General features: G+C 67.7%; 21 protein-coding genes. 13 read left to right on the plus strand and 8 right to left on the minus strand.

The window, feature by feature from the left end; translation table 11 throughout:
• Positions 1-61 precede the first annotated feature (61 nt).
• The 5 genes from PSC72_RS17685 to PSC72_RS17705 form a co-directional block, all read right to left on the minus strand.
• Positions 62-1,381, minus strand: coding sequence for a cation:proton antiporter regulatory subunit (locus tag PSC72_RS17685; RefSeq protein WP_274322744.1), 1,320 nt, complete (start codon positions 1,379-1,381; stop codon positions 62-64).
• On the minus strand, positions 1,378-2,586 hold the full coding sequence (locus tag PSC72_RS17690; RefSeq protein WP_274322745.1) for a potassium transporter TrkA: 1,209 nt from the start codon (positions 2,584-2,586) through the stop codon (positions 1,378-1,380). The genes PSC72_RS17685 and PSC72_RS17690 overlap by 4 nt, the downstream gene beginning before the upstream one ends.
• Positions 2,583-3,854, minus strand: a complete 1,272-nt coding sequence (locus tag PSC72_RS17695) for a M26 family metallopeptidase (RefSeq protein ID WP_274322746.1) — start codon at positions 3,852-3,854, stop codon at positions 2,583-2,585. The genes PSC72_RS17690 and PSC72_RS17695 overlap by 4 nt, the downstream gene beginning before the upstream one ends.
• Before the next feature lie 72 nt (positions 3,855-3,926).
• On the minus strand, positions 3,927-6,326 hold the full coding sequence (locus PSC72_RS17700) for a CARDB domain-containing protein (RefSeq protein ID WP_274322747.1): 2,400 nt from the start codon (positions 6,324-6,326) through the stop codon (positions 3,927-3,929).
• 164 nt (positions 6,327-6,490) lie between these two features.
• On the minus strand, positions 6,491-7,012 hold the full coding sequence (locus PSC72_RS17705) for a hypothetical protein (RefSeq protein WP_274322748.1): 522 nt from the start codon (positions 7,010-7,012) through the stop codon (positions 6,491-6,493).
• A gap of 75 nt (positions 7,013-7,087) precedes the next feature.
• Between PSC72_RS17705 and PSC72_RS17710 the strand changes: the two genes are divergently transcribed.
• From PSC72_RS17710 to PSC72_RS17765, 12 genes are all read left to right on the plus strand, one after another.
• Complete coding sequence (locus PSC72_RS17710) at positions 7,088-8,203, plus strand: ATP-binding protein (RefSeq protein ID WP_382261810.1); 1,116 nt, start codon at positions 7,088-7,090, stop codon at positions 8,201-8,203.
• 153 nt (positions 8,204-8,356) lie between these two features.
• Entirely contained in the window at positions 8,357-9,043 is a 687-nt protein-coding gene (locus PSC72_RS17715) for a DUF7310 family coiled-coil domain-containing protein (protein ID WP_274322749.1), read from the plus strand.
• A complete protein-coding gene (locus PSC72_RS17720) occupies positions 9,040-9,507 on the plus strand; it encodes a DUF7311 family protein (protein WP_274322750.1) in 468 nt (155 codons plus the stop codon). Before PSC72_RS17715 ends, PSC72_RS17720 begins: the two co-directional genes overlap by 4 nt.
• 108 nt (positions 9,508-9,615) lie before the next feature.
• Complete coding sequence (locus PSC72_RS17725; protein WP_274322751.1) at positions 9,616-11,556, plus strand: type II/IV secretion system ATPase subunit; 1,941 nt, start codon at positions 9,616-9,618, stop codon at positions 11,554-11,556.
• Positions 11,557-11,559: 3 nt separating this feature from the next.
• A complete protein-coding gene (locus PSC72_RS17730; protein WP_274322752.1) occupies positions 11,560-13,293 on the plus strand; it encodes a secretion system protein in 1,734 nt (577 codons plus the stop codon).
• A gap of 94 nt (positions 13,294-13,387) precedes the next feature.
• On the plus strand, positions 13,388-13,891 hold the full coding sequence (locus PSC72_RS17735) for a DUF7283 family protein (protein ID WP_274322753.1): 504 nt from the start codon (positions 13,388-13,390) through the stop codon (positions 13,889-13,891).
• Positions 13,869-14,405 (plus strand): DUF7285 family protein, encoded by a 537-nt coding sequence (locus PSC72_RS17740; RefSeq protein WP_274322754.1) that lies wholly within the window; start codon positions 13,869-13,871, stop codon positions 14,403-14,405. The genes PSC72_RS17735 and PSC72_RS17740 overlap by 23 nt, the downstream gene beginning before the upstream one ends.
• Positions 14,402-15,382 carry a DUF7284 family protein gene (locus PSC72_RS17745; RefSeq protein WP_274322755.1) on the plus strand — a complete coding sequence of 327 codons (981 nt, stop codon included), beginning with the start codon at positions 14,402-14,404 and terminating at the stop codon, positions 15,380-15,382. Before PSC72_RS17740 ends, PSC72_RS17745 begins: the two co-directional genes overlap by 4 nt.
• Before the next feature lie 2 nt (positions 15,383-15,384).
• Positions 15,385-19,593 carry a ComEC/Rec2 family competence protein gene (locus PSC72_RS17750; protein WP_274322756.1) on the plus strand — a complete coding sequence of 1,403 codons (4,209 nt, stop codon included), beginning with the start codon at positions 15,385-15,387 and terminating at the stop codon, positions 19,591-19,593.
• 100 nt (positions 19,594-19,693) lie between these two features.
• Positions 19,694-20,170 (plus strand): hypothetical protein, encoded by a 477-nt coding sequence (locus PSC72_RS17755; protein ID WP_274322757.1) that lies wholly within the window; start codon positions 19,694-19,696, stop codon positions 20,168-20,170.
• Positions 20,171-20,413: 243 nt separating this feature from the next.
• Positions 20,414-20,770, plus strand: a complete 357-nt coding sequence (locus PSC72_RS17760; RefSeq protein ID WP_274322758.1) for a hypothetical protein — start codon at positions 20,414-20,416, stop codon at positions 20,768-20,770.
• Positions 20,771-20,851: 81 nt separating this feature from the next.
• On the plus strand, positions 20,852-21,211 hold the full coding sequence (locus PSC72_RS17765) for a cell division protein SepF (RefSeq protein ID WP_274322759.1): 360 nt from the start codon (positions 20,852-20,854) through the stop codon (positions 21,209-21,211).
• A 408-nt stretch (positions 21,212-21,619) separates the two neighbouring features.
• Here the strand turns inward: PSC72_RS17765 and PSC72_RS17770 are convergent, their stop codons facing one another.
• Positions 21,620-22,012: a DUF5611 family protein gene (locus PSC72_RS17770; protein WP_274322760.1), complete on the minus strand. Its 393-nt coding sequence runs from the start codon at positions 22,010-22,012 to the stop codon at positions 21,620-21,622.
• 92 nt (positions 22,013-22,104) lie between these two features.
• Positions 22,105-23,181 (minus strand): DUF7093 family protein, encoded by a 1,077-nt coding sequence (locus tag PSC72_RS17775; protein ID WP_274322761.1) that lies wholly within the window; start codon positions 23,179-23,181, stop codon positions 22,105-22,107.
• Positions 23,182-23,336: 155 nt separating this feature from the next.
• Between PSC72_RS17775 and PSC72_RS17780 the strand changes: the two genes are divergently transcribed.
• Positions 23,337-23,627, plus strand: coding sequence for a DUF6432 family protein (locus tag PSC72_RS17780; protein ID WP_274322762.1), 291 nt, complete (start codon positions 23,337-23,339; stop codon positions 23,625-23,627).
• 57 nt (positions 23,628-23,684) lie between these two features.
• Here the strand turns inward: PSC72_RS17780 and PSC72_RS17785 are convergent, their stop codons facing one another.
• On the minus strand, positions 23,685-24,851 hold the full coding sequence (locus tag PSC72_RS17785; protein WP_274322763.1) for an MBL fold metallo-hydrolase: 1,167 nt from the start codon (positions 24,849-24,851) through the stop codon (positions 23,685-23,687).
• Positions 24,852-24,871 lie beyond the last annotated feature (20 nt).

The raw sequence follows: 24,871 nt of genomic DNA on the forward strand, positions 1-24,871 counted from the left end.
GGTCGCCAGACGGTACGGGAAAATGAGGCGTCCGCCGGCCGCCGGCGAACGTCCGCGCCGGTCAGTCGCCGGAGAACATCGAGGCGAGCCCGCCGCCTTCGCTCTCGGCGTCGTCGCTCGACTCGGCCGTCGCGGTACCGTCGCCGTCCGCGTCGGTGCTGTCAGCGCCGTCGCGATCGCCCGCGTCGCCGTCGGCTCCCCCGACGGCGCCGTCCGGGACCGGCCGGTCACCGGGTTCCCGGTCGGGTTCGTACTCGGCGAGTCGGTGGAGGCCGGCCGGCGTCCCGAGCACGTAGACGGTGTCGCCCACGTCGAGCGTCTCGTTCTCCGCGGGGAAGGGGATCGGCTCGCCGTCGCGGACGACGACGAGCACCGAGACGGGCAGCCAGTCGACGAACTCGCCCTGGAGCGCGTCGCCCTCCTCGACGGTGACCGCCGTGACGGTCTCCTCGGCCTCCCAGACGGTCGCCACGAGTTCGTTCACGTCGTTCGCCGTGTCCGGCCGAGTGACCAGCCGGTAGGAGCCGTCGGGGTCGAACGCCTCCGCGTCGTCGGTGCCGACGGTGATCGTCGCCACGTCGCCCACGGTCGCCCGGAACTTGCCGGTCGCGACCAGGCGACCGCCGTCGTCGCCGTCGATCCAGACCTCGACCGGGTCGCCGGTGCTCGCGTCCGGCGACGGGTCGCCTTCGATGGCGAGCGCGACCGTCCCCGGCGGGAGCGACGGACCGATCCCCGACGGGCGGGCGCCGACGGCCAGCGACGAGACCGTCAGGTCCGACTCGATCTCTGCGTGGACGTGCCCGACGCCGAAGTCCCGTTCCAGGCGGGTCGCCAGCCGGTCTTCGAGGTCGGCGTCGGACAGCCGCCGCGGGAACCGCACGGTCCGCCCGGCCAGCGCCCGCTTGACGCCGTCGTCGACCGCGGGGTAGCCGTCGATGTCGTCGACGGTCTCCGGGAGGGTCACCTCGACGATCAGGCCCGCCGACTGGACGAGCCGCGCGACCATCCCGCCGGCGTCGACGCGGGTGATCTCGAACACGTCGCAGGCGAAGTGGTCGCCGATGCGGCGGCCGACCTCGGAGGTGACGGCGCCCACGGTGAACACGCCCAGCAGGTACGCCGCGCTGGCGTAGTGGATCTTCGCCGTGTCGTCGATGAGCGAGGACTGGACCACGGCGGTGATGTTCAGCGACGTCGTGACGAACGAGAGCCCGATCACGACGGCGGCGCCGACCGGAAGCGGGCGGGTGCTGTAGCCGCGATAGATGAACGCGAAGCCCATCGCGATGACGCTCGCGTACAGCCCGAACCCGAGGATCCGCAACAGCGCGGTCGTCGTCCAGTCGGAGGCGAACTGGAGCGGGACGGCGAGCGTCACGGCTCCACCTCCACGCCGTCGCCAGAGAGCCTGTGAATCCGGTCGCTGCCGTCGTTGCCGACGACGAACGCCTCGTCGGCCTCCTCGACCGAGGCCGCGTCGGGCCCGAACTGCCAGCCGCGCCCCGCTCCGTCGGGGCGGCGGACGCCGACGACCGAGAGGTCCGAACCGGCGTCGGCGATCGCTGCGCGGTCGTCGTCGTCGAGCCTGACGCGCCGGACCGCCTGGCCGGCGCGTTCGAGGTGCGAGAACGCCTCGAAGACGTGGCTCGTCCCCTGAGAGGTGACGCGGACCTGCGCCTCGTCGTCGCCGAGGACCGTCCGCGCGTCCGCGGTGCGGACGGCGACCGTCACGCGACCGCGACCGCCGGTCGTCTCAGCGCGGGCGCGCTTGCGCGTCTCGACCTCCCCCGGCGACGGGCCGGGATCGTCTTCGTCGGCGTCGTCGTCCGAGTCGGCGCTCACGCTCAGCACTCGACCCGAGACCGACTCGCCGCCGGCGTCGACGACGACCTCGTCGCCCGGCGACAGCCCCGTCGGCAACAGCGCCGTGAACGAGACCGCGCGCCACCCGTCGGGCACGCGCTCGGCGAGGTCCCGCGACGGCGGCGCGGCGGCGATCGACGCGCGACCGCGAGCGTCGATCGACACCGCGACGTCCGCCAGGTCGTAGTCGGTCCGCAACTGGTCGGCCAGCCGCGCCTCGAGTTCGTCCAGCGGTAGGTCCGCCGGCAGCCGCCAGGCGCCCGTCTCCAGGGCCGTCCGAAGCTCCGGCGAGAGCGGCGGATACCCCTCGACGTCGCGTATCTCGCCGGTCGCCCGGATCATCACCTGCCCCGAGCCGTCGACGCTGTCGAGCGCCTCGGCCGACAGCGTGCGGCGGCTCCGCGTCGCCTGGGCCAGGTCCCGGGGGAGGTCGGCGGCGATCGCGTTCCCCTGACTGTTGGCGTACAGGACGAGCATCAGCGCCACGAGCGCTGCGATCAGCAGTCGCGGGGCCTGCTCGACGGTCGTCCCGACGAGCCCGACCGCGTAGCCGTTCGCGCCGGCCAGCGGTAACGCGACCAGCACGGCCGCGAACCCCGGGATCGACCGGTCGCCGTAGTACTCGAACAGGAAGCTCGCCAGCCCGACCGCGAACGCCGGGATCAGCCCCACGAGGAGCCCGAAGGAGATGCCGAGCAGGACCTCGACCGGGAGGCTCATGGCCGGCGAGTCACCCCCAGCGCCGCAAGGGCGGCGATAGCGAGGAAGACGGCGGCCGGACCGAAGCCCGGACCGACGCCGAAGCTCCCCGAGGAAGTGGGCGTCGGGGTCGGCGTCGGCGCCGCGGTCGGCGCCGCGGTCGGCGTGGGCGGGGCCGCCGTCGGTGTCGGCACCTGCCACTGGTCGAGCGGGTCGACGTCCGACCGTTCCCACTGGTGGACCGGGTAGTCGTCGGACGTCATCCAGATGTTCGCGGTGTCGAAGCCGTCGAGATTGTCGGCCGCGCTGTCGCCGCTCATCTCGCCGGTCGACAGCGCCGTGCCGATGTCGGCCCGGTCGCCCGCGGCGTGCTTGACGCCCGCGGTGTCCTCGTCCCAGTAACTCTGGCTGACGATGCTGTTACCGTTCCGTCCCACCAGCCCGCCGACGCTGGCGTTACCGTCGACCTCGCTCGCGGCGTAGGAAGTCCGGATCGTCCCGCCGTTGGACCCGACCAGTCCGCCGCCCACCTCCTCGACGTCGACGGTCGCCGTCGCGTAGGAGGCCGTCAGTGCGTTGTTGTTCACGCCGACGAGCCCGCCCGCGACCGTCTGGGCGGTGACGTCGCCGCTGGCGTACGAACCGCGGATCGGCCCTCGACTGACGCCCGCGAGCCCGCCGACGGTTTCCTGACCGGATACCGTCGTTTCCGCGTAACTGGCGACTATCTGTCCGGCGTTGACGCCGACCAGCCCGCCGACGTTCCCGGCCGTTCCCTGTATCCGGCCCGTCGCCGACGACCCGGTGACGGATCCGAGGTTGACACCGGCCAGGGCACCGATGTTCTGATTCCCGTTTATCAGCACGTCGCGAAGCGAGATGTTCTGGATCGTGCCCCTCGACACGCTGAACAGGCCGACCTTCCCCAGGCCTGGCCTGACGATCGTCAGCCCGGAGACCGTGTGGCCGTTCCCGTCGAGCGAGCCCCGGAACGCGCCGTTCTGACCGCCGATCGGATCGAACCCGTTCCCGGCGTTCCACGTCTCCGTGACGCTCGCGTCGATGTCGTTCCCGAGGACGTAGTGGGCCGTCAGGTCTTCGTCGATCGCCTGTAGCTCTTCGGGGGTCGTGATCACGTAGGGGTCCTGGGGCGTCCCGCTTCCCTCCATCTCCGAGAGCGGCGACGACGTCGTCTGCTGTTGTCTGTCCGCGGTCGCGACCCCGACTGAGGGGGCGATGAGCGACAGGGCCAGCACTGCCGCGAGCCCGAGGCTTCGCGTCGCGTGCATCCGATTCATCCGTTCCCACCGAACCCAGTTCGTTTCATCTGTATCTGTGTCATCGAATCGCCTGATTCGCCGCTAGCGTCGTCGATACCGCGTCGCAGCCACCAGCGCGAGCAGTGCGACCAGCGCTGCGCCGACGCCGAAGCCGGGGCCGTCGCCGCTGGTCGTCGCCGCGCTGTCTCCGTCGTTCGATGCTCCGTCGCCGTCACCCGTCGAGCCGCCGTCGCTCCCGTCGCCGCTCGATTCAGCGGTCGCCGTCTCGATAGCGACCGTCGAACTGCCGGTCCACTCCGCGTCGCCGGTGGTGACGGCGTGATCGATGGACTCGCTGCCCTCGGGTGCGGTCGCCTCGAACGTGACCGTCGTGCCGTCGGCCGGCACCTCGGCGGTCTGCGTACCGACCGAGGTGCCGCCGACGTTGTAGGCGACTTCAGAGTTCAGCGGCAGCCCGCCGGAGTTGGCCAGCGTCACCGTCACTTCGTACGAGGCGCCGGCCTCGACCGATTCGGGGACCGAGACGCTCTCGACGGAGACGCTCCCCATCTCGGCGACGGTCAGCGTGCCCGCGCTCGTGCCGCCGACGGACAGATCGTACTCGCCCGTGGAATCGGCGGTATAGTCGAAGCTCACCGTCGTTCCGTCGGCCGGGACGACCACGTCTTTCGTAGCGACCGTCTCACCGCCGGCGGTCAGCTCGACCGTCTGTCCGGCGGCGGCGTCGCCGGCGTTCTCCACTGTCGCCTCGACGGTCGTGCCGTTACCGACCGCGAGGAGACGTTTCGAGACGGACGCCGAGGCGACGCTCGTCTCGGGTTCCTCGACGACAGTGAGGTCGCCCAGGTCCGTCCCGTTGACCGCGACCGGGTACGTTCCCGTCGCGGGCGCGGAGTAGTTCAGTTGGACCGTGGTCGTCGAGTGACCTGGGACCGTGACGGTCCGGGTCTGCTCGGTGGTACCGTTGATCGAGAGCACCACGTCGAACTCGCCGTCGGCCCCGCCGTCGTTCGTCAGCGTCACGTCGACCGGTGCGGCCGTCTCCGAACCGACGCTGTCGTAGCGGAGCGAACGGCTCTCGACGGAGATGTCCGGCGGAGTGACGACCGACACGGTGTTGCTGTCAGGGTGGCCACCGACCGAAGCGGTCACCTCGACCATTCCGGTTCCGGAGGCGTCGAGGACGCCCCCATCGACCGAGAGGAACGATTGGTTGCTGTCGTAGCTGGCTGTCTCGGTCGCGGTGACGGTTCGACCGTCGGCGAGCGTGACACGCACCGACGTTTCACCGGTATGACTGACGATCAGTTGGTCGGGTGCCCGCAGTGAGACTGATTCGATCTCGTCACGGAGGACCGGGTAACTGTCGGTAGTCGCCCAGACCTGATCGAATTTCAGACCGGAGAGCGCCGTTTTGCTGGATGCTCCCTGCATCTCGTCCGTCGACACTGCCGTACCAACGTCACTACCGGAGCCAACACTGTTGCTGACACCAGCAGTCTGTTCGTTCCAGTAGAGGTTTGAGGTCGTTCCGCCCTTCTGGTCGACGCCCAGGAGGGCACCGAATTCGTTGTCACCGGTCACCTCGCCAGTGGCGTACGCGTTTGAGATTTCGTTCTGGTAGTTGGTTCCGATGAGACCACCGATTCCGGAACTCCCGGTGACTGATCCGCGTGCGTAAACGCGGTTGATCGAACTCTCCTTCAGGACTTCCCCGAACGCTCCCCCTGCAACAATATCGGTGACTGCCACGTCTCCCGTCGCAGTAGAGAGTTGGACGGTGCCTCCAGAAACCACCCCTGCCAATCCGCCAGCATGCTGTTTCGCACTCACGTCCGCAGAGGAATGAGCGCCGACGACTGTCGACTCTGAAACGGTGCCAACAACCCCGCCAGCGTAACCACTTTCTGCGTTGATTGTCCCGCTGACGCTGACGTCGTCGATGGTCGCTGAGTTCCGTGCGGATCCAACAGAACCACCAACGACCTGTTCTCCCGTGATGGAAACGTCTTTCAGAGTCAGGTGTTCGACGGTCCCACCGTTTAGGACGGCGAACAACCCGACGGCAGCAGTCGATTGCCGGTCTATTTTCAGCCCCGTTATCGTGTGATTCTGGCCATCGAGCGTTCCCCTGAAACCGTCGCCCTCTTCGTAACTTCCGATCGGATCGAACCCGTCGCCGCGATTCCAATCGGAAGTCTCGCTCGCGTCGATGTCGTTCGCGAGCGCGTAGTGGGCCTCGCGGTCTTCGTTCATCGCCTGCAGTTCCGTCGCGTTCGTGATCTGGTAGGGGTCCTCGGCGGTGCCACTGCCGGCCATGTCGTCGAGAACTGATCCCTGCGCGTCGCGCTCCAACGAGTTGGTAGCACTCGCCGGACCGACGAATCCGATACCCAGGGAAGTAACTAGCAGACAGGCGACCAGGGCGGCGACTACCTTTTCGAGTCGTTCGAGCGATTCGTTTGCGTGGGCGTGGTGCATTTTCTATTTAAATACGGCCTGGTGAGAATTTTGTTCGTTAAACGGGCGTAGTGGCGTTAATTCGCTGTAATTCGGGGTTCTGTTGTTCTCAGTTACTGTTTTCCCGTCGAGATGCAGTGTGAATATTTGGCGGACACTGCCCGAACCGAGACGTCACGGCAACGTCACTTGGTGACGACTAACTCCGGATTCGGTTTCTTGTCCTTGTAGTTTCCGTCGCCCTGGAGGACGATGTCGAATTTAATCGTCCCCTTGTCCTGGTCCGACCTGAAGTCGACTTTTGGTCTACCAGAGCCGGGGGAGGAGCAGCTCGCACAAATCGAACCACTCGTCTTCATTTTACCGTTGTCGGCACTCGGTCCGGGGCTTGAAGCACTATCAGGGTACATCTGCACGGGGCCGTTCGTGACCGTCAGCGTGCCCGATTCTATCAGCACCTGCGCGTTCCGAACCGGGTCCCCCTCTTCGGTCATGACCGTCACCGTGACCGGAGAGCCACCAGTGCTCGCGATCGAATTCGACGTTATCTCGACCGTCACTTCCTTCTGGGTGTTGAAGCCCAGCCCCCCGATCATCTGCATCATAATGGCGAGACTCGCCACGCCCACGACGAGAGCGATGACGAGCCGTATTGGGAGTCCTTCGATGGCCCGTTCGTCCTGCGACAGCGTCGTTGTGCGCCGCATGTCGGTCTTGGTCCCGTCTTCGTACTTAAACCTTGAACCGAAGTTACAAGTGCGGCGGCGCGGCTATCGACTCGCGTGACTGGTTCCCCCGCATCCGACGAGACGGAGTTCGTCATCGGCCGCGGCAAGGTCGTGACGGCCGACGACGACGCGCCCGCGGGTCACCTCGGGACCTACCGGGCCAGGGACGGCTCCAGCGGCGCCCCCCTGCACATCGATCTGGACGGCCCCCACGCGATGCTGATCGTCGGCAAGCGCGGCTACGGGAAGTCCTACACGCTGGGCGTCGTGGCCGAGGCACTCTCGCGGGCGCGCGGCGTTGCACCTGTAATCGCCGACCCGATGGGCGTGTTCCCGACGCTCGACCAGCCCTCGGAGGGCGACCCCGTCCCCGCCGAGGTAGTCAGCGACCCGGAGATCACGGCGACGACGCTCGACCCGCGGTCGTGGTGTGCGCTGCTCGACCTCTCGCCGGAGAGCGGCGCCGGCGGCCTCGTCTGGCAGGCCGCCCAGGACGAGTCGACGCTCGCCGACATGCGCGCGAACGTCGAGGCGACCGAGGCGCCGACCGTCGACAAGCGCGCGGCCGTCAACCACCTCGATCTGGCCGATTCGTGGGGCATCTTCGCCCCCGACGGGCTGGACGCACAGGAACTCGGCGGCGGCGAAGTGACCGTCGTCGACGTCTCGGGGCTGGACTCGGCGCCGATGAACGCGGTCGTCCGCGGCGTGGGCGAGGCGCTCTATCGCGCCCGCGTCAACCGCGAGATCGAGCGGCTGCCGTGGTACATGATCGACGAGGCCCACACCTTCTTCCAGGGCGTCGGCGAGGCGGCGCTGGAGACGATCCTCACGCGCGGCCGCGCGCCCGGCGTCAGCCTCGTGCTGGCGACCCAGCGGCCCAGCGCCGTCTCCGAGGTGGCCGTCTCCCAGTCAGACATCGTCGTCTCCCACCGACTGACCTCCGAGGCAGACCTCGACGCGCTGGAGGCCGCCCAGCCGACCTACATGCAGACCTCGCTGGCCGAGCGATTGCCGACGAGCCCCGGCGAGGTCATCGTCATCGACGACGCCACCGAGACGGTCCACTCGGCGAACGTCCGCCGCCGGGAGACGCCACACGGCGGGGACAGCCCCAACGCGAGCGACGTCAACGTCGAGCCCCACCCGCGGCTCTCCGACGACGACTGACGCGGCTGCCCCGGGCGTGCGTCGACGGCTGACCGCTCCGATCACCGACCACCGACCACCGGCCGCCGAGGACCGGTCGGCGACGGGGCGAGCGACGGAAAACCGGCGAATGGAGCGTTGTGGTTTAAATACGATGAGGCAGGCAAACGGGGTATGACCGACATCGAGCGCCTGGACGAGCGGCTGACGGCGGTCGAGCGGGCGGTCGTCGACGGGGACTACCAACTCGACGAACTGGCCGACCTCGCCGCGGTGGCCGACGACGTCGATCGGCTGGAGTCCCGCCTCGACGACATCGAGGACCGGCTGGCGACGGTCGAAGCCCGCTCGCAGTCAGTCGAGGGGTTCGTCGGGCAGGTGCGCTCAGTCAACGAGGACGTCGAGCAGCAGGCCGACGCCGCGCTCGCGGCCGTCGACCGGCTGGAACGGCGGATCGCTGAGCTCGAAGCAGTCACGGAGGGCGCCACGCGGGGCGGACAGGGCGGGTCTCACGGCCGAGGCACCGATCGCGGTGCCAGCGGGCCGCAGAACGCCGAACACTCCGTCGACCGCGTCGTTTCCGGTCGCGAACAGGGCGCCGCTCGCGGCGGGACCGGGCCCGCTCGCGGCGCCGCGGGGAACGGTCACGCGCAGAACGGCGCCGGAACCGCCAGCGGAGTCGCCGGCCGCGGGTCGGCAAACGGCCGCGGTGGCGCCGGGTCGGCCGACGGAGCCGGTGGCGCAGATGCGACCGCGGACGCCGACCAGGGGCAGTTAGCCGACGAGTTCGACCTCGACGGCGAGGGTGACGACGACGAGGACGACGGCTTCCTGGACACCATCCGCTCGAAGCTGCCGTGATTCGCGTCGTCCTGGCCGTCATCCTGACCGTCGTCCTGCTGGGTATCTCGTTGCCGGCGATCGACCACGCCGCCGGGGTCAACAGCGACCGCCGGGTCGAGAGCATCGCAAGCCAGTTCGAGCAGGCGGCGGTCGAACTCAACGAGAGCGAGGACCTCCCGCCGAAGGGGGTCCGCGGCCCGCAGCGGATCGTCGAGGTTCAGTTCCCGACGCCGTCGCTCACCGCCACGGCGGTCCAGAATTTCACCGTCGCCCGTCGCGACGGCCAGATGCACAGCGTGCTCATCTACCGGGTCGGTGGCCGGCCCGAACGAGTCCACCACATCGACGCGCCGGTGGTTAACGCGAAGGGCGGGACGCTAAAGCTGGGCCGGATCTCGGGCCATCAGACGTTCGTCTTCCGGCTTCGACGGGAGTCGACGACCGACGACCCGATCATCGAGGTCCACCGCGCCGGCGGCTGACCCGCTGCTGTAGCCCGACATCGACCCGGCGCCGGGCCGACGAGGGACTCCGACGGTCGCGGCGCCGCCGTGTAGAAGTTTAAGACCGAACACGCGGCCACTCCCGGCATGGCAACGGGTACGTCCGATCTCTCCCTGTCCTCGGTCCTCGACGCAGTCGGTCTCGACGGGCTGACCGACGACGGGGACGACGAGGACGACGACGGTCCCTGTACGTGCGACCTGCGCATCGACGAGGGGGTCCTGCTGGTCGACGCGTCGGCGTGTGACAACGACGGCGACCTCCGCGCGTCGTCGGCCTGTCGGGCGACCGTCGTCCGCAAGCTGGCCGACCACACCGTCGACGGGCTGGTCGTCCAGACGAGCGGTCTCGAGTACCGCTACGGCGACTCGGCCGTCTCCCTGCTTTCGACGGCCGGCCGCTTCGTCGACCTGCTGGGCGACCGCGACGACCGGCTCGCCCGGACCGCCGCGACCGACCCGCTCGCAGTCGCCGACGAGGCCGAGACCCGGGTCGGCCCGGTCGCCGACATCGCCGCGCAATCGGGGCTGAACGAGGCCGCGGCGGGCGTCGAAGACTACGACGAGGCGCTCGCGCCGACCGTCGGGCTGACCGTCGGTCACTACTTCGTCGACCGGACCGTCGACGACGGCGCGCGACTCCGGGACGTGACGGAGCTGCCGACCGGGAGCACCGCCCGGATCTACGGCCGGGAGGACTCTGTCCCGCTGTACTCGCTGGACGTGGTCGACGTGACCCTCTCCGTCGAGCAGCGCGAGCTCCTGCTGGACGGCTACGAGGCCATCGCGAAGGGGCTCGTCGAGGGAGACCGGCGGGCCTCGCGGGCCATCGAGTACGTCAGCGACGGCGACGTCGACCCCATCCTGACCTCGGTGCTCGGCAAACACACGCAGGGGTACGGCGTGCTGGAGGACCTGTTCGCCGACCCGCGCGTGACCGACGTGTACGCCACTTCCCCGGTCGAGTCGAACCCCATCCGCCTGGAAGTCGACGGCCAAGCGATGACGACGAACGTCCACCTGACGCCGGACGGCGGCGGCGCGCTGGCCTCGCGCATCCGTCGGACGAGCGGTCGCGCCTTCTCCAGAGCGACGCCGACCGTCGACGCGACGGCGGACCTGGAGAACGGGACCGGCCTGCGCGTCGCGGGGGTCACCGACCCGGTCGCCGAGGGCGTGGCGTTCGCCTTCCGCGAGCAGGCCGAGGACACCTTCACGCTCCCGGAACTCGTCAGGAACGGGACGATGCCGGCCGAGGCGGCCGGATTCCTCTCGGTCGCCATCGAGCGCAACGCCGCGGCGCTCATCGCCGGGACCCGCGGCGCGGGGAAGACGACGCTGCTCGGCACCCTCCTCTACGAGGTGACGCCGGACACCCGCACGGTCGTCATCGAGGACACGCCGGAGCTGCCCGTCAACCAGCTCCAGAAGTGCGACCGCGACGTGCAGCCGCTGCGGACAGGGACCGGAACCGGACCGGAGATCACACCCACCGACGCGCTCCAGACGGCCCTGCGGCTCGGCGACGGGGCGCTCGTGGTCGGTGAGATCCGCGGCGAGGAGGCCGAGACGCTCTACGAGGCGATGCGCGTCGGCGCCAACGCCAACGCCGTCCTCGGGACGATCCACGGCGACGGCGCCGACGAGGTGTTCGAGCGGGTCGTCTCGGACCTGGGCGTGCCCCCGTCGTCGTTCGGCGCGACCGACCTGGTCGTGACGGTCCAGGCCTACCGCACCCCGACGGGCCGCAAGCGTCGGCTCTCGGCCATCGAGGAGGTCATCGTCGGCGACGACGAGATCCGCTTCGCGCCGCTGTACGAGATCGAGGGCGACATCGCCCGCTCGACCGACCGGATCGACCGCGGGGAGAGCCGCTTTCTCGACCGGCTCACCGGCCCGGCCGAATCGTACGCCGACGTGCGCGAGGCGGTCATCGAGCGGGGCGAGCGGCTGGAAGCGATCGCCGAAGACGGGCGCACCTCGCCGACGGAGGTGGCCGCGGCCTACGCCGGCCGCGGCGTCGAGTGAGCCATGGGGTGGAAGGTCGGCGCCGTCCGCGGGCTCGCGCGGCTGTACCCCTACGAGGTCGAGACCAGCGACGAACTCGTCGAGGCGATCGCCTTCATCGAGTCGCCGGTCACTCCGGAGACGGTCGTCCGGGCCGGCTTCGGCGCGGGCGTCGTCGCGGCGCTGCTGGTGGCCGTCGTCCTCCTCGCGGCGGGGAAGCTCCCGTACATCGTCCTCGCGCTTCCGATCGGCGTCGGGGTGATCCACGGCGTCCACACGGCGCCGACCGTGCTGGCGGGGTTCCGCCGGACGGAGGCGCTGGGCGACACGCCGAACCTGATCGGCCGGGCGGTCCTCCGGATGCAGATCCAGCCGGCGACCGAGACGGCCGTCGAGTTCGCCGCCCGGACGGGGTACGGCCCGCTGGCGACCAGCCTGGAGAGCCACATCGACCGCTCGATCGGGTCGCCACAGACCGGGCTCATCTCCTTCGCGGAGGACTGGGCCGAGGAGTTCCCGGCGCTGCGGCGGGCGGCGCACCTGCTCGCCACCGCGGAGAACGCGCCGCCCGAGGAGCGCCAGCGGACGCTCGAACGCTCGCTCCGGGCGGTCCTCGACGGCACCCGCGAGGAGATGGCGCAGTTCACGAGCGAGATCCGCGGGCCGACGACCGGGCTGTACGCCTTCGGCGTCATGCTCCCGCTCGCGCTGGTCGCGCTGGTGCCCGCGATCGGGCTCGCCGGCGGCCAGGGCGGGATCAGCCTCCCCATCGAGTTCTTCGTCCTGGTCTACGACCTGGCGCTGCCGGTCGGGCTCGTCGCCGCGAGCGTCTGGCTGCTCCAGCGACGGCCCGTCGCCTTCCCGCCGCCCCAGGTGACGACCGACCACCCCGACGTGGAGGACCGGCGGCTGGTCGGGATCGGCGGCGGCATCGCGGTCGGGCTCGTCGCCGGGGTCGCGACGGGCGTCCTCCGCCACGGCTTCCTCGCGCCGATCGCCGGAATCGGACTCGGGCTGGGGACCGCCCTCCTCGTGGTCTTCGGACCGGTCAAGGCGATGCGCGACCACGTCCGGGACATCGAGGAACACCTCACGGACGCGCTGTACCTCGTCGGGCGCCAGGTCTCGGAGGGGCAGGCCGTCGAGTCGGCCATCGCCCACGCCGGCGAGCGCGTCCCCGGCGAGACCGGCGCGGTGTTCGAGCAGGCCGCCGGCCTCCAGGAGCGGCTGCACGTCACCGTCGACCACGCGTTCTTCGGCGAGTACGGCTCGCTGACGGACGTGCCGAGCCCGCGCGCCCACGGCATGGCGTCGCTCCTGTCGATCGCGGCCCGGGAGGGACGGCCCGCGGGTACCGCTGTCGTCTCGATGGCCGACCACCTGGAGAAACTACAGGAGGTCGAGGCCGAGGCCAAGCGAGAGCTGTCGTCGGTCACCGGCACGCTCGACTCGACGGCGGCGTACTTCGGGCCGCTGGTCGCCGGCGCGACGGTCGGGCTCGCGAAGTACATCGCCGAGAACGACGGCACGCAGGCCGCCAGCGATCAGGTCGGGAAGGCGCTCCCACCGGACCAGCTCAGCGTCGTCGTCGGCGGGTACGTCCTCCTGATGTCGGTGATCCTCACGACGCTGTCGATCGGGCTGCGCGACGGGCTGGACCGCTCGCTCGTGGGGTATCACGTCGGCCGCTCGCTCGTCTCCGCGACGCCGATCTACGTGCTGGCCGTCGTCGCGACCGGCTTCATCATCAATCTGTGACTGCCCGGGACGGAGCGGTTCCGTCTCCCCGCGGGAGCGGGCCGCGACCGCGTCCGCGTTGTCGTTTAAATGCGATGACGGGACCAAACACTGTATGGACCTCGAGTCGCCGGCTGACGCGTGGTACGTGTGGTTCGGCGTCGCGCTGGTGAGTCTGGCGTTCGTGGGGGTCGTGGCGTCGTTCCCCTCGGAGCCGCCGCCCGACACGGCCGAGGCGGCCGACGCCATCGACCGCGTGACCGCCAGCGGCTACAACGCGACCGCCGAGTACGAGCACAACGCCGACCGCTGGTACGTCGCCAACAAGACCATCGCCATGAAAAACGACGGCGGCACGACGCGGGCGAGTCTCTCGTACGCGAGAGTCGTTCCCGCCCAGCCGAACGAGTACCTCAGAGCGATACTGAACGGCTCGTCGGACCCGAGCGACCACTACGACGACCCGGAGGAGTTCCGGAACGCGGTGAAGACCGTCTCCACGACGGTGGAGAACAACATCGACGACCCGGACGTGCGGAACTGGCGCGTCGCGGACGGACGACTGGTGGTCAGGCACGTCAAATGGGGTGAGTACCGTGCGACGCTCGTCGACGCGTGACAGCGGCCAGACCGAACCGCTGGCCGCGCTGATCGCCGTCGCCGCGATGGCCATCGGACTGAGTCTCTACGCCGGCTACGTCACCGATGCGCTCCCCGGGTCCCAGCAGCGCGACGTGGCCGAGTCGGCTATCGACGACGTGTGGAACAAGATGCAGGAATCGGGGGTGTACCCCGCGGACAAGGACATGGACTCCCTGTACAGCGCGTCGGCGTCGGACGGACCCGGCCCGTCCGGGCTTCCCGAGGGGTACTACGTCTACATCAACATCACGCGGACGGAAGTCGGCGACACGGAGCAACAGGCGTTGTTCGTGAACGCGACCGGGACGACGAAGCACGTCGTCTACGGGCCACAGGGCGCTCCCGGCCACCCCGACGTGCGCGACGAAGTCGAGAACTCCGATCTGGGGGTCCCGGATAGCGCGAGCACGGCGAGCCGCCCGATCCCGATCCAGCGCGGCCACGGTGACGTGGTGGCCGGCCGCCTGAACGTGGCGGCGTGGGAACAATGACCGGGGCCGTCCGTCCCGACGACCGAGCGATCAGCACGGTCGTCGACGTGACGTTCGCGCTGTTGCTGGTGAGCGCTTCGATAGCCGTCCTCGCGATCCACATCACGGACGACGACGCCGAGCGGGACACGCTCGAATCCGAACAGACCGCCCAGACGCTTTCGGCGACCACGCTCAGGGTCGAGTACTCGCTTCAGCCGGTGGTCGACGACCCGGATTACTCGGGCCCCTCATCGCCGTCGTCGTCGGAGTTGATGCGGGCGTCTCACGGACCGGTGACGGACCTGCTCGCGGCGGCCGCCATCACTCGTGTGCGCGTCGCCGACGACCGCGTCTCCCAGGCGGGCGAAGACTACCTGCGGAAGATGCAGGGGAACGTCCGCGACATCCTCACGAGCGCGGACGCGAAGGCGCACGTAGTGGCCGTCTGGCGGCCCTACGAGGGATCGGCCATTCAGGGGCGAGCGGAGGCCGGCCCAGCACCGCCCCAGGGAACCGACCTCAGGACGGTTACACTGACTGTCGACAGCCGGATCCCGTCCGTCAGCGACGGCGAGATCGAGAGTCGCTGGGCGACGGGTGACTACGGTGGCGTCGCACGGCTACTCGCCGACGCGATCGTTCGCGGGTACTTCCCCCGCCACCAGACACAACTGGTCCTCGAGCGGGGGGGCTTTCAGGGCGCCGTGGCCACCTATCGTTACGAACGCTGGAAGGACCGGCTCGACGACTGGAGAGGCGAGCGCTCCAGGCCCATGGGGACGTGGGACGACCGTGGCGTCGATTACGACCCGAACGTCGCGCACCTCGTCGACTCTTCTCGCCCCCAGGTCCGCAAAGCGAACGATCAACTGCGTGCCGAGCTCGCGGCTGACATCAAGAGAGAACTGAAAGACAAGTATCCGTCGACGAGCGGCGAGGAACTCGCCGAGGAGATCACCGTTGGGGAAGTCACGATTACCGTTCAAACCTGGTAACCATGCGACCGAGACAGCCGAACACGATAGCACTGGCATCGAACCGGAGCGCACGGGTCCCGTTCGCGATCGTCGGCGTTCTCCTTCTCGTGACGAGCGCGACGGTCGTCGGCGTGCTCCAGTCCAGAACGGAGGAGACCGCCAATGTCGACATCTCGGTCGCGATGGACCAGACCGTCGGTGCGGCACAGAGCGAAGTCCGGGCTGCCATCCAGGCGGGTGCACGATCCGCGGCGAAGCAACCGCTCACCACTACGGGATCGCTCGCGGAGACGCCCGCCGGGAAGGGGATCAGAGCCGCCGGCGGCGACGTGTTCAGGAACTACGTCAAGCTCCGTATCTATCTGCAGGCCCAGCGCAACCTCGCTGACGCGGGTCAGACGGTCGGTGCGGGGACCACGACCACCGCGAGTCTTCCGGCGGTCCGTTACTCGAAGGCGTCTGTGAAAGCAGCGATCGGACGCGTGACGCTCGAGACCGGGGTATCCGGGTCACTGGACCCCGGGACGGTGAAGGCGACGATCGACGGCCTCACCGTGACTGCCTACCGGGACGGGGAACGCGTCGGTACCCGGACCGAATCGATCACGGTTTCTGCCGCGACGACGGTGTTCGCGCTCCACGAGAAGGTCTCGAACTACGAGGACAATCTTCGGAATACCGACGTCGACTCCACGAACCCGAACTCGCTGGGGACGCAGTTCGCGATGCGCGTCTATCCGATCGCCTGGGCGAAGGCGGGCTACGAGCGGTTCCCGGCGGCGGGGACGAATCCCACCCCGTCGGTCTCCGGTGGCGGCACGTTCCATAGCGTCGTCGAGAACCGCGAAGTGGAACTCCTGGCGAACGACGCGATCTACGCGGTCCAGCGGGAGACCTTCGGAACGCAGGACCCAGGAGCGACCGAAGCGATGGCGCCCGCCTGGGCGTGTTTCTTCGCCAAGAAGGTCAACAAGATCGTCTCATCGAAATCGCCCCGGCGCGCCAGAGCGAAAGACGTCGCGAACAAGGTCTGTGCGGGCGCACAGTTCCTCTTCGCCGACCACACGAAGTACATGAACTTCATCCCCAGCGGCCTCTCGTCGCTGACGGGCGGGTTCAAGAAGTCGCGCCGCAAGAAGGCCTATCCGCAGAAACGGACGATCAAGGTCGACATCAAGAAGTTCGCCTACCCCGCGCAGAAAGACGTTCGTGACAAGAAACTGACTTGGAAGGATATCGATACCGTGCTGCGCAAAGACTGGGGGGGATCGAAGTACAACGGCGGCGACCGACCGCCGAACTCCGACAAGGTGACGGGGAAGAAGTCGAAGCTTCCGAAGACCGACGAGGGGATCGGCGACCCCGACGACATCGTCAAGAAGGCGATCGACGAGGTCTACACCGCCAAGGCGAACTTCGAGACGACGCGGCTGGAAAAGAGCGGGAGCAAGCCCGAGGTGTCCGACCCGTCCGGGTACGACACGAAGCTCCGCGACTGGTACGACAAGAAGAGTTCGGCGCGAGTCACGAACTTCGAACGGACCTACGAGACGGGGACCTCGTCGAATCCGCGCCAGCGGACCTACTACACTGCGACCGTCGAGGTCGACAAGCAGTACAAGGAGAAAGAGCGCTGGAGGAAGTGCGCCGACAAGGCCGATACCAACGGGGACGGCACCGAGGAGTGTGTCGACTGGAAGCAGAAGACCTTCTCGAAGGGCTGGAAGACGGTCACCTACACGATGTCCTTCGAGATCAAGGGCGCTCGGAGCATGGCTGCCGACGTCACTGCGAAGGGACTCACCAAGGAGTTCGAAACCGGCGGCTCCCCCGACTACAAGGGAACGACCCCGACGAACTTCGAGGGGCTACCCCAACAGTCAGCGGAGAAAGTCTCGACGATCAGCCCCGGCGGCAAGCTCACCAAGTCTGACGTGCGGAGCGCTATCACCGCCAGTTCCGTCGGTAGTAAGAGCGCGCTCGAAAACCAGTTACGGCAAAAATCGTCCGCCCGCTGGGACGTTTCACCGGCCGACCAGGGGAAGCTCCGCAACTGGCTCGCCGAGGACATCAAGAACCACGTCTACCCGAAGATCCTCAAGGACTTCGACCCCATCGAGATGAAGCTCGTCAAGATGGGGACGTCGTCGAACCCGTTCCAGAAGTTCCTGACCAAGCTCGACAAGCGGAAAGGGGGGTACATCTACGAGCACGCCAGTGGATCCGAGTACGGCAACGCGGCGGATCTGGCGCGAGCGGAGGCGCGTCACCTCTACATAGCCCAGATCGAAAACTGGATCAACGATATCAACAAGCGCCGCCAGAGCAGCAAGGACAAAGCGAACGGCCACCTCCAGAGCGAACTGGGGATCGATAGCATCGGGAACGGGCTGTCGAACGCGAAGGAATTCATCGGCGGCGCGACGCCGAAGCTGACCATGTCCGACCCCGCGAAGATGAACACCGAGCTGATGGGCGACATCACGTACCGGGTCAAGGGGTCGCCGACGATGCTGACGATGAAGCCGGTCAACAGCCAGACGGTGCCGGCGGTGCGGCCGGCCGGCGAGGGGCCGTCCGACCCGGAGAACACGATGCACGCGCCGTTCGCGAGCAAGGTCGAGGGCGGACCGATGCCGGGGTTGCCCATCGCGCCGATCCCGGGCTACTGGTTCCTGTCGGTCAACGCCTGGAACGTGCGGATGCAGGGCGAGTACGCCCGATTCGCGGTGACCGCGCGGACCGGCGACCCGTCGGGGACGAAGCCCGTGACGTACGTCCGCCAGGAGCAGGCGGTGTACCTGGAGATTAACGGCGTCGACCGGCGGGCGGGGACGGTCCAGCCGATCTCCTTCGACAACGGCGTGCCCATCGTAGTGGCGATGCCCGGCGGAACCGTGATGCCGTCGGGGTCGCTGGGGACTGGTGAACGCTTCGGGAGCAGCGGCAAGAAAGCGGCGAAACACCAGCTCAAGGAGTGCTCGTCGACGTGGACGTACACCGGGCCGGGCTTTACGCCGTTCAAGCGGACGCCCAGCGACAGCGGCGGTAAGCACGGTGACAAGTACAAGTGTTACAATCAGAAGAAGAAGGCCAACACGGGTGGACTGAAACTGACGGGCGTCTCGTCGAAGTCTACGACCGCTTCTTCGGCGCTGAAGACGGCCGCGGACATGGTCGACGACAAGTTCGAAAATCTCGCCGCCGGGCCGATGTGCCCGGTCGCCGAAGAGGACATGGACTTCCCGGCGCCCAGCGCACGAGCGAGTAGTACGGGCAGTGACGACGATCCGGAACAGGAGGACGGCTGTCCGGACAAGAATATGACGGTGCGGTTCATCGATATGGGGAAAGGGACCAGTATCCTGCTTGAAGCGCCCAACGGGGAGACGATGCTCATCGACGCCGGTGACCACGAAAGCGGTCGAAGTTACGCTGATATCACGGACTCGATAGAAGAAGACGTCCCGGAGGGCGGGGATGGTGACTACGATATCGACCACTTTGTGCTCTCTCACGACGACAGGGATCACAACAAATACATCGAGAATCTACAAGGAGATCCCGATATCGAGGTCCACAACTGGTATCGGCCGCCAGTACCAGACGACAGCCATCTGAGCAGTAACGCGGATCAGGTCGCCGACTGGACGATCGTCACCCGCGGCGACGACATCGATTTCGGTGGCGGACTCGTCAGCGCAGATGTCAGGCATCCGATGGACGCGTCGAGCAGTGATCGGATCTGCCCGACCGACGACGACGCGACCGACTGTAATTCCGTGATCTTGCGAGTCAACTACAGCACGCACTCGTTCCTCTTCACGGGTGACGTGAAGACGCCCCACATCCGGGAACTCATCGACCGTTCGGTCGTCCAGTTCGGTGGTGCCGATGTCGTGAAACTGCCCCACCACGGCACGGACTCGTCGTACAACCGAACGATGCTCAAATCGATCCAGTACACTGCGGTCGTCTCGAACAACGACGATAGCAGTCCGCCTTCCAGTTCTCCTGGCGGGAAGGTATTCCGTGTGCTCGAACAGAACGACGTGATGACGTATTGGACAGCAACTCACGAGGACATCGTGTTCAAGGTAGAAGACGGGAGGCTGGGTGTCGTTGCCGAGTCGGAAGACGGAGATGATCTCGATTCGGAAGTCCCACCTGTTCCCGACTTCTTGATCAGCGAATTGCCGTCGAGCGAGCGTGCGGAAGCGACCGGCTGACTTGAATCACTGTCGCGAACGATTACTGATTGCCTCGATCGGCAGGCGACTACTGGAAGATGACAGTTTATTTATATACGGGCGAGGATCTACCTCGGATATGTGTGAAATCGTCGAAGTGGACCTGTACGTTGACGACATCGAGGGGGAGTTGCCGGTTGCACACCTAGTCAGCGACAGTCATATGGGTTTTTCCGCCCTCAACGCGCGGTTACTCCCGACGAACGGACGATTCGGACTCGCGTATTTTCACGCCCGGATCGAACTCTCGCAAACGTCGTTCCAAGACGAAACAGAAGTCACGGACGATTTCACGAGGGTCGTCGGTCCCGTAACGTGTACGTCCACGAATGAGGAAAGCTGGTTTAAGATCGAGACCAACCGATTGGACTGGACCGGCGAACATACACGAAACCGGTCGGATCTCCCAGAGTGGATCACCGAGGAGGGTGACGAAGGCTACATCGAGGTCGAGCTGTCGTTTGATCCGGACTTGACAGTCGAAGAAACTGCGTTTTCACACGAGGACCTGGTTTGGAAACAAGAGGAATATCAGAAAAAGTACTTCGACTCGTAGAATCTACTCGGTTTTCGATCACTGTGATTTTGCTTCACGCAGTCGTGGCTATCCTCGACGACAAATTCGGAGACCTCGCGGCCGAGAAGATGTGTTCAGTCGCGGAAGAAGACGTGATGGATGTGAGAGGACGCGATATGGAATCCGATGGGCGACATCGAGTACACGATCACGGGCCGCCGACGGTGCTTTCGATTGGTCGACCGAAACCCGTACCCGTTCACGACGTGACAGTCCCAACCGATGACCGGACCGTTCGCGGAGGATTCGATCGTGATGGGGCTCGAAACCGGACGGCCCGAGCGCTATCTCCGGTTCGAGCCCGACGGACTGGACGAGGACCGGTGGCTCCACCGCGCGGACCAGTTCGACGGCGGTCTCGACCGCGAGGCTATCGTCGAGCAGTACGCCCTGCCGGAGGCCGAGACCTATCGCGTCTCGGTGGTCGAGGTTCCCGGGGGCGAGACGTTGCGGATGGGATCAGTCGCACAACTGCACGGCCGCGAGGGAGGCGGTGACTTGGTGACGCTGGCGATCCGGGAGACCGTTCCCGGCGACTGGGTGGTCGAGGAGACGACGCTTGCAGCGCTGATCGGGTGAAGCGACCGTCGCGTGCGAATGTCCGGACGGCGAGGGATGTCTGACGTAAAATACAAACCCTCAGCGACCGGGAGACAGAGTATGGGACTAATGAGCAAGATCCTCGGGGACTCAGCCGGTAGCCGGCACAAAGACGACTACGTAGAGATCGACGGCGAGGGCGTCGACGCCGGGGGGGCCGCGACCAAGATGGAACTCCGGATCGCGAAGATCGGGGACAAGCAGGACGTCATCGACATCAAAGACGCCGTCTACGACGGCGACGTGGTCATCGCCGACATCACGCGCCACACGACCCAGGACCGGACGATGGAGCACATCACCGACGAACTCAAGCAGGTCGCCAACGAGGTCGGGGGCGACATCGCCCAGAAGGGCGACGACCAGCTCATCATCACGCCCCACGGCGTCGCGATCAACCGCGATCCGCTCGGGCAGTAATCGTCCGCTCGCCGCGCTACTGGGGTCGACGGGGCGAGTGGCCGCCAACAGCCGTCCATTCTCTCGACGCGACCGTCCGGCCGTCGGTACCCGACCGCGGCCGCCGCTTGGATTCGGATCGTATCACCGTCCGGACAGTCGCCAGAAAGCATTTACCGGGGCCGCCAGTCTGCATCCGTGACCGCCGCGTCCGAGGTGGCGTTCGACAGGAACTGTGGCAGGCCCTACCCATGGCCACAGGGACGGCGGCCCCGACCGGGATACTTCTCCGATCGCCTCCGGGAAGGCGACGTGTGTCACTACGTCGCACACACATTTAGGGGTACCGCGGTTGGGCGTCGGACTGCTGACCGCGGACCCGGACTTCGAACGGCGGCGTTCGTCCCGTCGCGGTCCGGAAAAGGAGTGTTAGACTTCGTCGGCCTCGTCGGGGCTGTCCTCGACGGAGCGTTTCATCGAGTCGCGTCGGCTCTTGGCGTCGCGCCCGGTCGCTTCGAGCAGGAAATCGTTTTTCGCGTCGACCGCGTCGGCCGCGGCGTCGGCGTTCCCCTCCGCGATGACCTCCTCGGCGGGTCGCTCCTCGAAGTCGACCGCCAGTTTGTCTTTCTTGCCGCTGTACTCGACGGCGCCCGCCGTGATGCGCTGGAACACCGGGTTGTCGGGATCTTCGACCACGTACAGGTCGCTCCCCTTGTACTCCTCGGTGGTGGAGATGGTCCCGAAGTAGTCCTCGATCGTCGCCTCCATGTCTTCGATACGCTCTTCGAGGTGTTCTCCCCGGCGCATCTTGTACTCCCGCATGGACGACCTTTTGCAAGCACCGTTCTTACCTTTTTCGAGCGCCGAACGAGCGAACGCACGGTCGCGCGTCCGACGACCGTTACTCTACCGCCTCACTCCGCCGGCGAAGACTCGTCCTCTCGCTGGAGCAGCGTCCCGCGGTGGCACTCGGGACAGAAGTCGCCCGCCCGCAGCGACGAGGAGTCCGCCTCCGTCGTGAAACCGCACTCCGAGCACTTGAACATCCCCGCCGGGACCGTGACCGAGTGACCCTCCTCGCCGTCAAGCGACGGGCCGGCGACGCCGCTGTCGGCCGGTTCGTCGCGCTTCGTCGCCTCGGGCCACTCGCCCATGGCGTCGGCACTCGTCGTCGCGTCCTCCTCTTCCGGCCACTCGCCGGTGGTGCGGTCGTCGACTTCGGCCGCCGCGGCGTCGCCTCCGTCCGCCGAACCCGCCGCCGCGCCGACGTCCGCTTCGTCCGTCGTGCCGTCCGGGGCCGCGTCGTCGCCCGCGTCGGCAGGTTGCGACGCGTCCGCGGGTCCCGTCGCGTCGTCGTCGCTCGGACCGTCGTCGAGAATCTCAACCTCGTCGGATTCGCCCGCTCGCTCGGCCGGGTCGGTCGGCTCGTCGGGCCACTCGCCCGGGTCGCGGTCGTCGTCGCCCGCGTCGTCCCGAGCGGTCTCGTCGTCCGGGTCCGACTCCGCCTCGTCGTCGTCCGGCCACTCGCCGTCGTCGCGGTCGTCGTCCTCGGCGTCCCCGATGATGACGGCGTCCTCGCCGTCGGGGTCGCTCTCGACCGGCGCGTCGGACTCGGCGTCGGGGATAGTCGACTCCGCGCCACGGGCCTCGGCCTGCGCGGAGGACTCGTCGCCGGTGTCGTCGAGGATGACGGCGTCCGTGGCGTCGGACCCCCCGACGTCGTCCTCGTCGTCCCCGTCGTCGGTAGGGGTCGCAGCGAACTCGTCGGTCGCCGCCTCGCTCTCGTCGCTGTCGGCCCCTCCGTCCTGGTCGTCGGGAGCCTCTAGCGTCGTCACTTCCTTGTTCTCGGAGACGACGCGGGACTCGCCGCAGCGGGAACAGGTCTCCATCTCGGTGATGGTGATGACCACTTCGGTCCCCTCCTCTTCGCGCTCCCGTTCGACAGTCGTCTCCCCGAAACTGTGCCCCAGGAGCGAACACTTGATACTCATTACCACGTGTTCGTCCTCTCCGAAACATAAGCGTGCTGTTTGTCCGAACGCCGAGCGATCCGGCGGTTGCGCGGGACCGTAGCGCCGTCGTGTGGGCCCGCTCGACGACCGGACCGAGGGATAAGCGTAAGACCCGCCCCGTCGAATACAGATGTATGAGGGCGAAACCGGAGTACCGCGACCGCGACGACGTGGAGGTCGCGGTCCTCGACGCGCTGGCAGACCGGCGCGAGGAGGGGATGACAGTCTTCGAACTCCGGTCGCGGGTGGAGGTCGACATCGACACCCTGGAGACGGCGCTCGCCGACCTGAAAGAGGACGGCCTCATCGAGGCCACGGAGGAAGACCGCCGCACCGTCATCGTCCCCGAAGACGGCGTCGTCGGCCCCGTCGACCCCGCCGACGACTCGTTCCTCGGACAGATCCGCGAACGACTCCCCTTCTGAGTGCGCTCGTCGACTCCAGCGATTCGCAGTCCGGGTTACTACCGCGCTCTGTCCCGGTCAGTCGTCGGCCGCCGCGGCCGCGCAGTTGTTCGGTCCCAGCTCCAGCTCGAACGCGTCGTCGTCGGTCGCCGACTCACGACCGAGGTTGATCGCGACGATCCGGTCGTGGTTGGCCGGTCGCGGCGGCGTCCGCTCGGTGATACGCGCGACGAACTCGTCCTCGCCCAGCGCGAAGACGGGCAGGTCACGACACTCCCCGAGGCGCGCCGTCACCGTTCCGTCGTCGCCGGGCGTCGCACCCACGCCGTGGTGGCCCGGCGCGACGACCGTCTCGTCGGGGAAGCGCGCGAACCGGTCGGTGAGCGTCCGGTAGAGGTCGCGGGCGAACGCCGGGGCGTCGTCGGCCCGCTCCAGGTCCGGCCGAGCGACGCCGTCGGTGAAGAGGCTATCGCCGGTCAGGAGCGCGTCCCCGACGGCGAAGGCGGTCATCCCCGTCGTGTGTCCCGGGGCGTGGACGGCCTCGACCGCCACGTCGCCGACGCGGAGCGTCTCGCCGTCGGCGACCGTCTCGACGTCGAACGCGACGCCGCGCTCGACGGCCGGCGCGGGCATCACTGGCGTCGCACCGGTCGCCTCGGCCAGTTCGCGCAGGCCGCTGACGTGGTCGGCGTGGACGTGCGTGTCGACGACGTACTCGACGTCGGCACCGCGCTCGCCGGCGTCGGCCACGTACCGGTCGGTGAACGACCGTAGCGGGTCGACGACCGCCGCCTCGCCGTTCGAGACGACGGCGTATCCCAGACAGCCGCTCGACGGCCGGCGGTACTGGACGAGTCTCCCGTCTGATTCGTCCGGGACTCCGTCGTCCACCTCCGAGGAGAGGAGGAGTCGCGCCCACCCTTCCATTCCGCCGGCGAGATTGCGTGCGTCGTACCCGGCTTCCGCCAGCTCCGCCGCCACTTCGGCGCTGGCTTCCCCCCGCGCGCACACGACGGTGATCGGCCCCTCGCCCTCGACGTCGGCGACGAACCCGTCGACGTCGCCCGTCACCGTCGCCTGGACGAAGCGGTTGTAGGGTTTCTGCGTGACCGTGACGGGCTGTCCCGCGAGCCGCCACTGCTCGACCTCGCCGCGGTTGCGCAGGTCGAGGATGCGGACCGGGTCCCCGGCGTCGATCCGCCGCTGGAGGTCCCTGGGATCGATCCTTGGCGTGTCGCCGGTCATGGTTCCGAGTAGCGACGCCG

Source organism: Halosimplex aquaticum (genome assembly GCF_028747785.1).
Classification (GTDB): Archaea; Halobacteriota; Halobacteria; order Halobacteriales; family Haloarculaceae; genus Halosimplex; species Halosimplex aquaticum.

Bases quoted from the DNA above. Each gene is read 5' to 3' on its own strand.
- PSC72_RS17690 (WP_274322745.1), bottom strand. From the start codon at position 2,586: ATGAGCCTCCCGGTCGAGGTCCTGCTCGGCATCTCCTTCGGGCTCCTC.
- PSC72_RS17695 (WP_274322746.1), bottom strand. From the start codon at position 3,854: ATGCACGCGACGCGAAGCCTCGGGCTCGCGGCAGTGCTGGCCCTGTCG.
- PSC72_RS17700 (WP_274322747.1), bottom strand. From the start codon at position 6,326: ATGCACCACGCCCACGCAAACGAATCGCTCGAACGACTCGAAAAGGTA.
- PSC72_RS17705 (WP_274322748.1), bottom strand. From the start codon at position 7,012: ATGCGGCGCACAACGACGCTGTCGCAGGACGAACGGGCCATCGAAGGA.
- PSC72_RS17715 (WP_274322749.1), top strand. From the start codon at position 8,357: ATGACCGACATCGAGCGCCTGGACGAGCGGCTGACGGCGGTCGAGCGG.
- PSC72_RS17725 (WP_274322751.1), top strand. From the start codon at position 9,616: ATGGCAACGGGTACGTCCGATCTCTCCCTGTCCTCGGTCCTCGACGCA.
- PSC72_RS17730 (WP_274322752.1), top strand. From the start codon at position 11,560: ATGGGGTGGAAGGTCGGCGCCGTCCGCGGGCTCGCGCGGCTGTACCCC.
- PSC72_RS17735 (WP_274322753.1), top strand. From the start codon at position 13,388: ATGGACCTCGAGTCGCCGGCTGACGCGTGGTACGTGTGGTTCGGCGTC.
- PSC72_RS17745 (WP_274322755.1), top strand. From the start codon at position 14,402: ATGACCGGGGCCGTCCGTCCCGACGACCGAGCGATCAGCACGGTCGTC.
- PSC72_RS17750 (WP_274322756.1), top strand. From the start codon at position 15,385: ATGCGACCGAGACAGCCGAACACGATAGCACTGGCATCGAACCGGAGC.
- PSC72_RS17755 (WP_274322757.1), top strand. From the start codon at position 19,694: ATGTGTGAAATCGTCGAAGTGGACCTGTACGTTGACGACATCGAGGGG.
- PSC72_RS17760 (WP_274322758.1), top strand. From the start codon at position 20,414: ATGACCGGACCGTTCGCGGAGGATTCGATCGTGATGGGGCTCGAAACC.
- PSC72_RS17765 (WP_274322759.1), top strand. From the start codon at position 20,852: ATGGGACTAATGAGCAAGATCCTCGGGGACTCAGCCGGTAGCCGGCAC.
- PSC72_RS17770 (WP_274322760.1), bottom strand. From the start codon at position 22,012: ATGCGGGAGTACAAGATGCGCCGGGGAGAACACCTCGAAGAGCGTATC.
- PSC72_RS17775 (WP_274322761.1), bottom strand. From the start codon at position 23,181: ATGAGTATCAAGTGTTCGCTCCTGGGGCACAGTTTCGGGGAGACGACT.
- PSC72_RS17780 (WP_274322762.1), top strand. From the start codon at position 23,337: ATGAGGGCGAAACCGGAGTACCGCGACCGCGACGACGTGGAGGTCGCG.
- PSC72_RS17785 (WP_274322763.1), bottom strand. From the start codon at position 24,851: ATGACCGGCGACACGCCAAGGATCGATCCCAGGGACCTCCAGCGGCGG.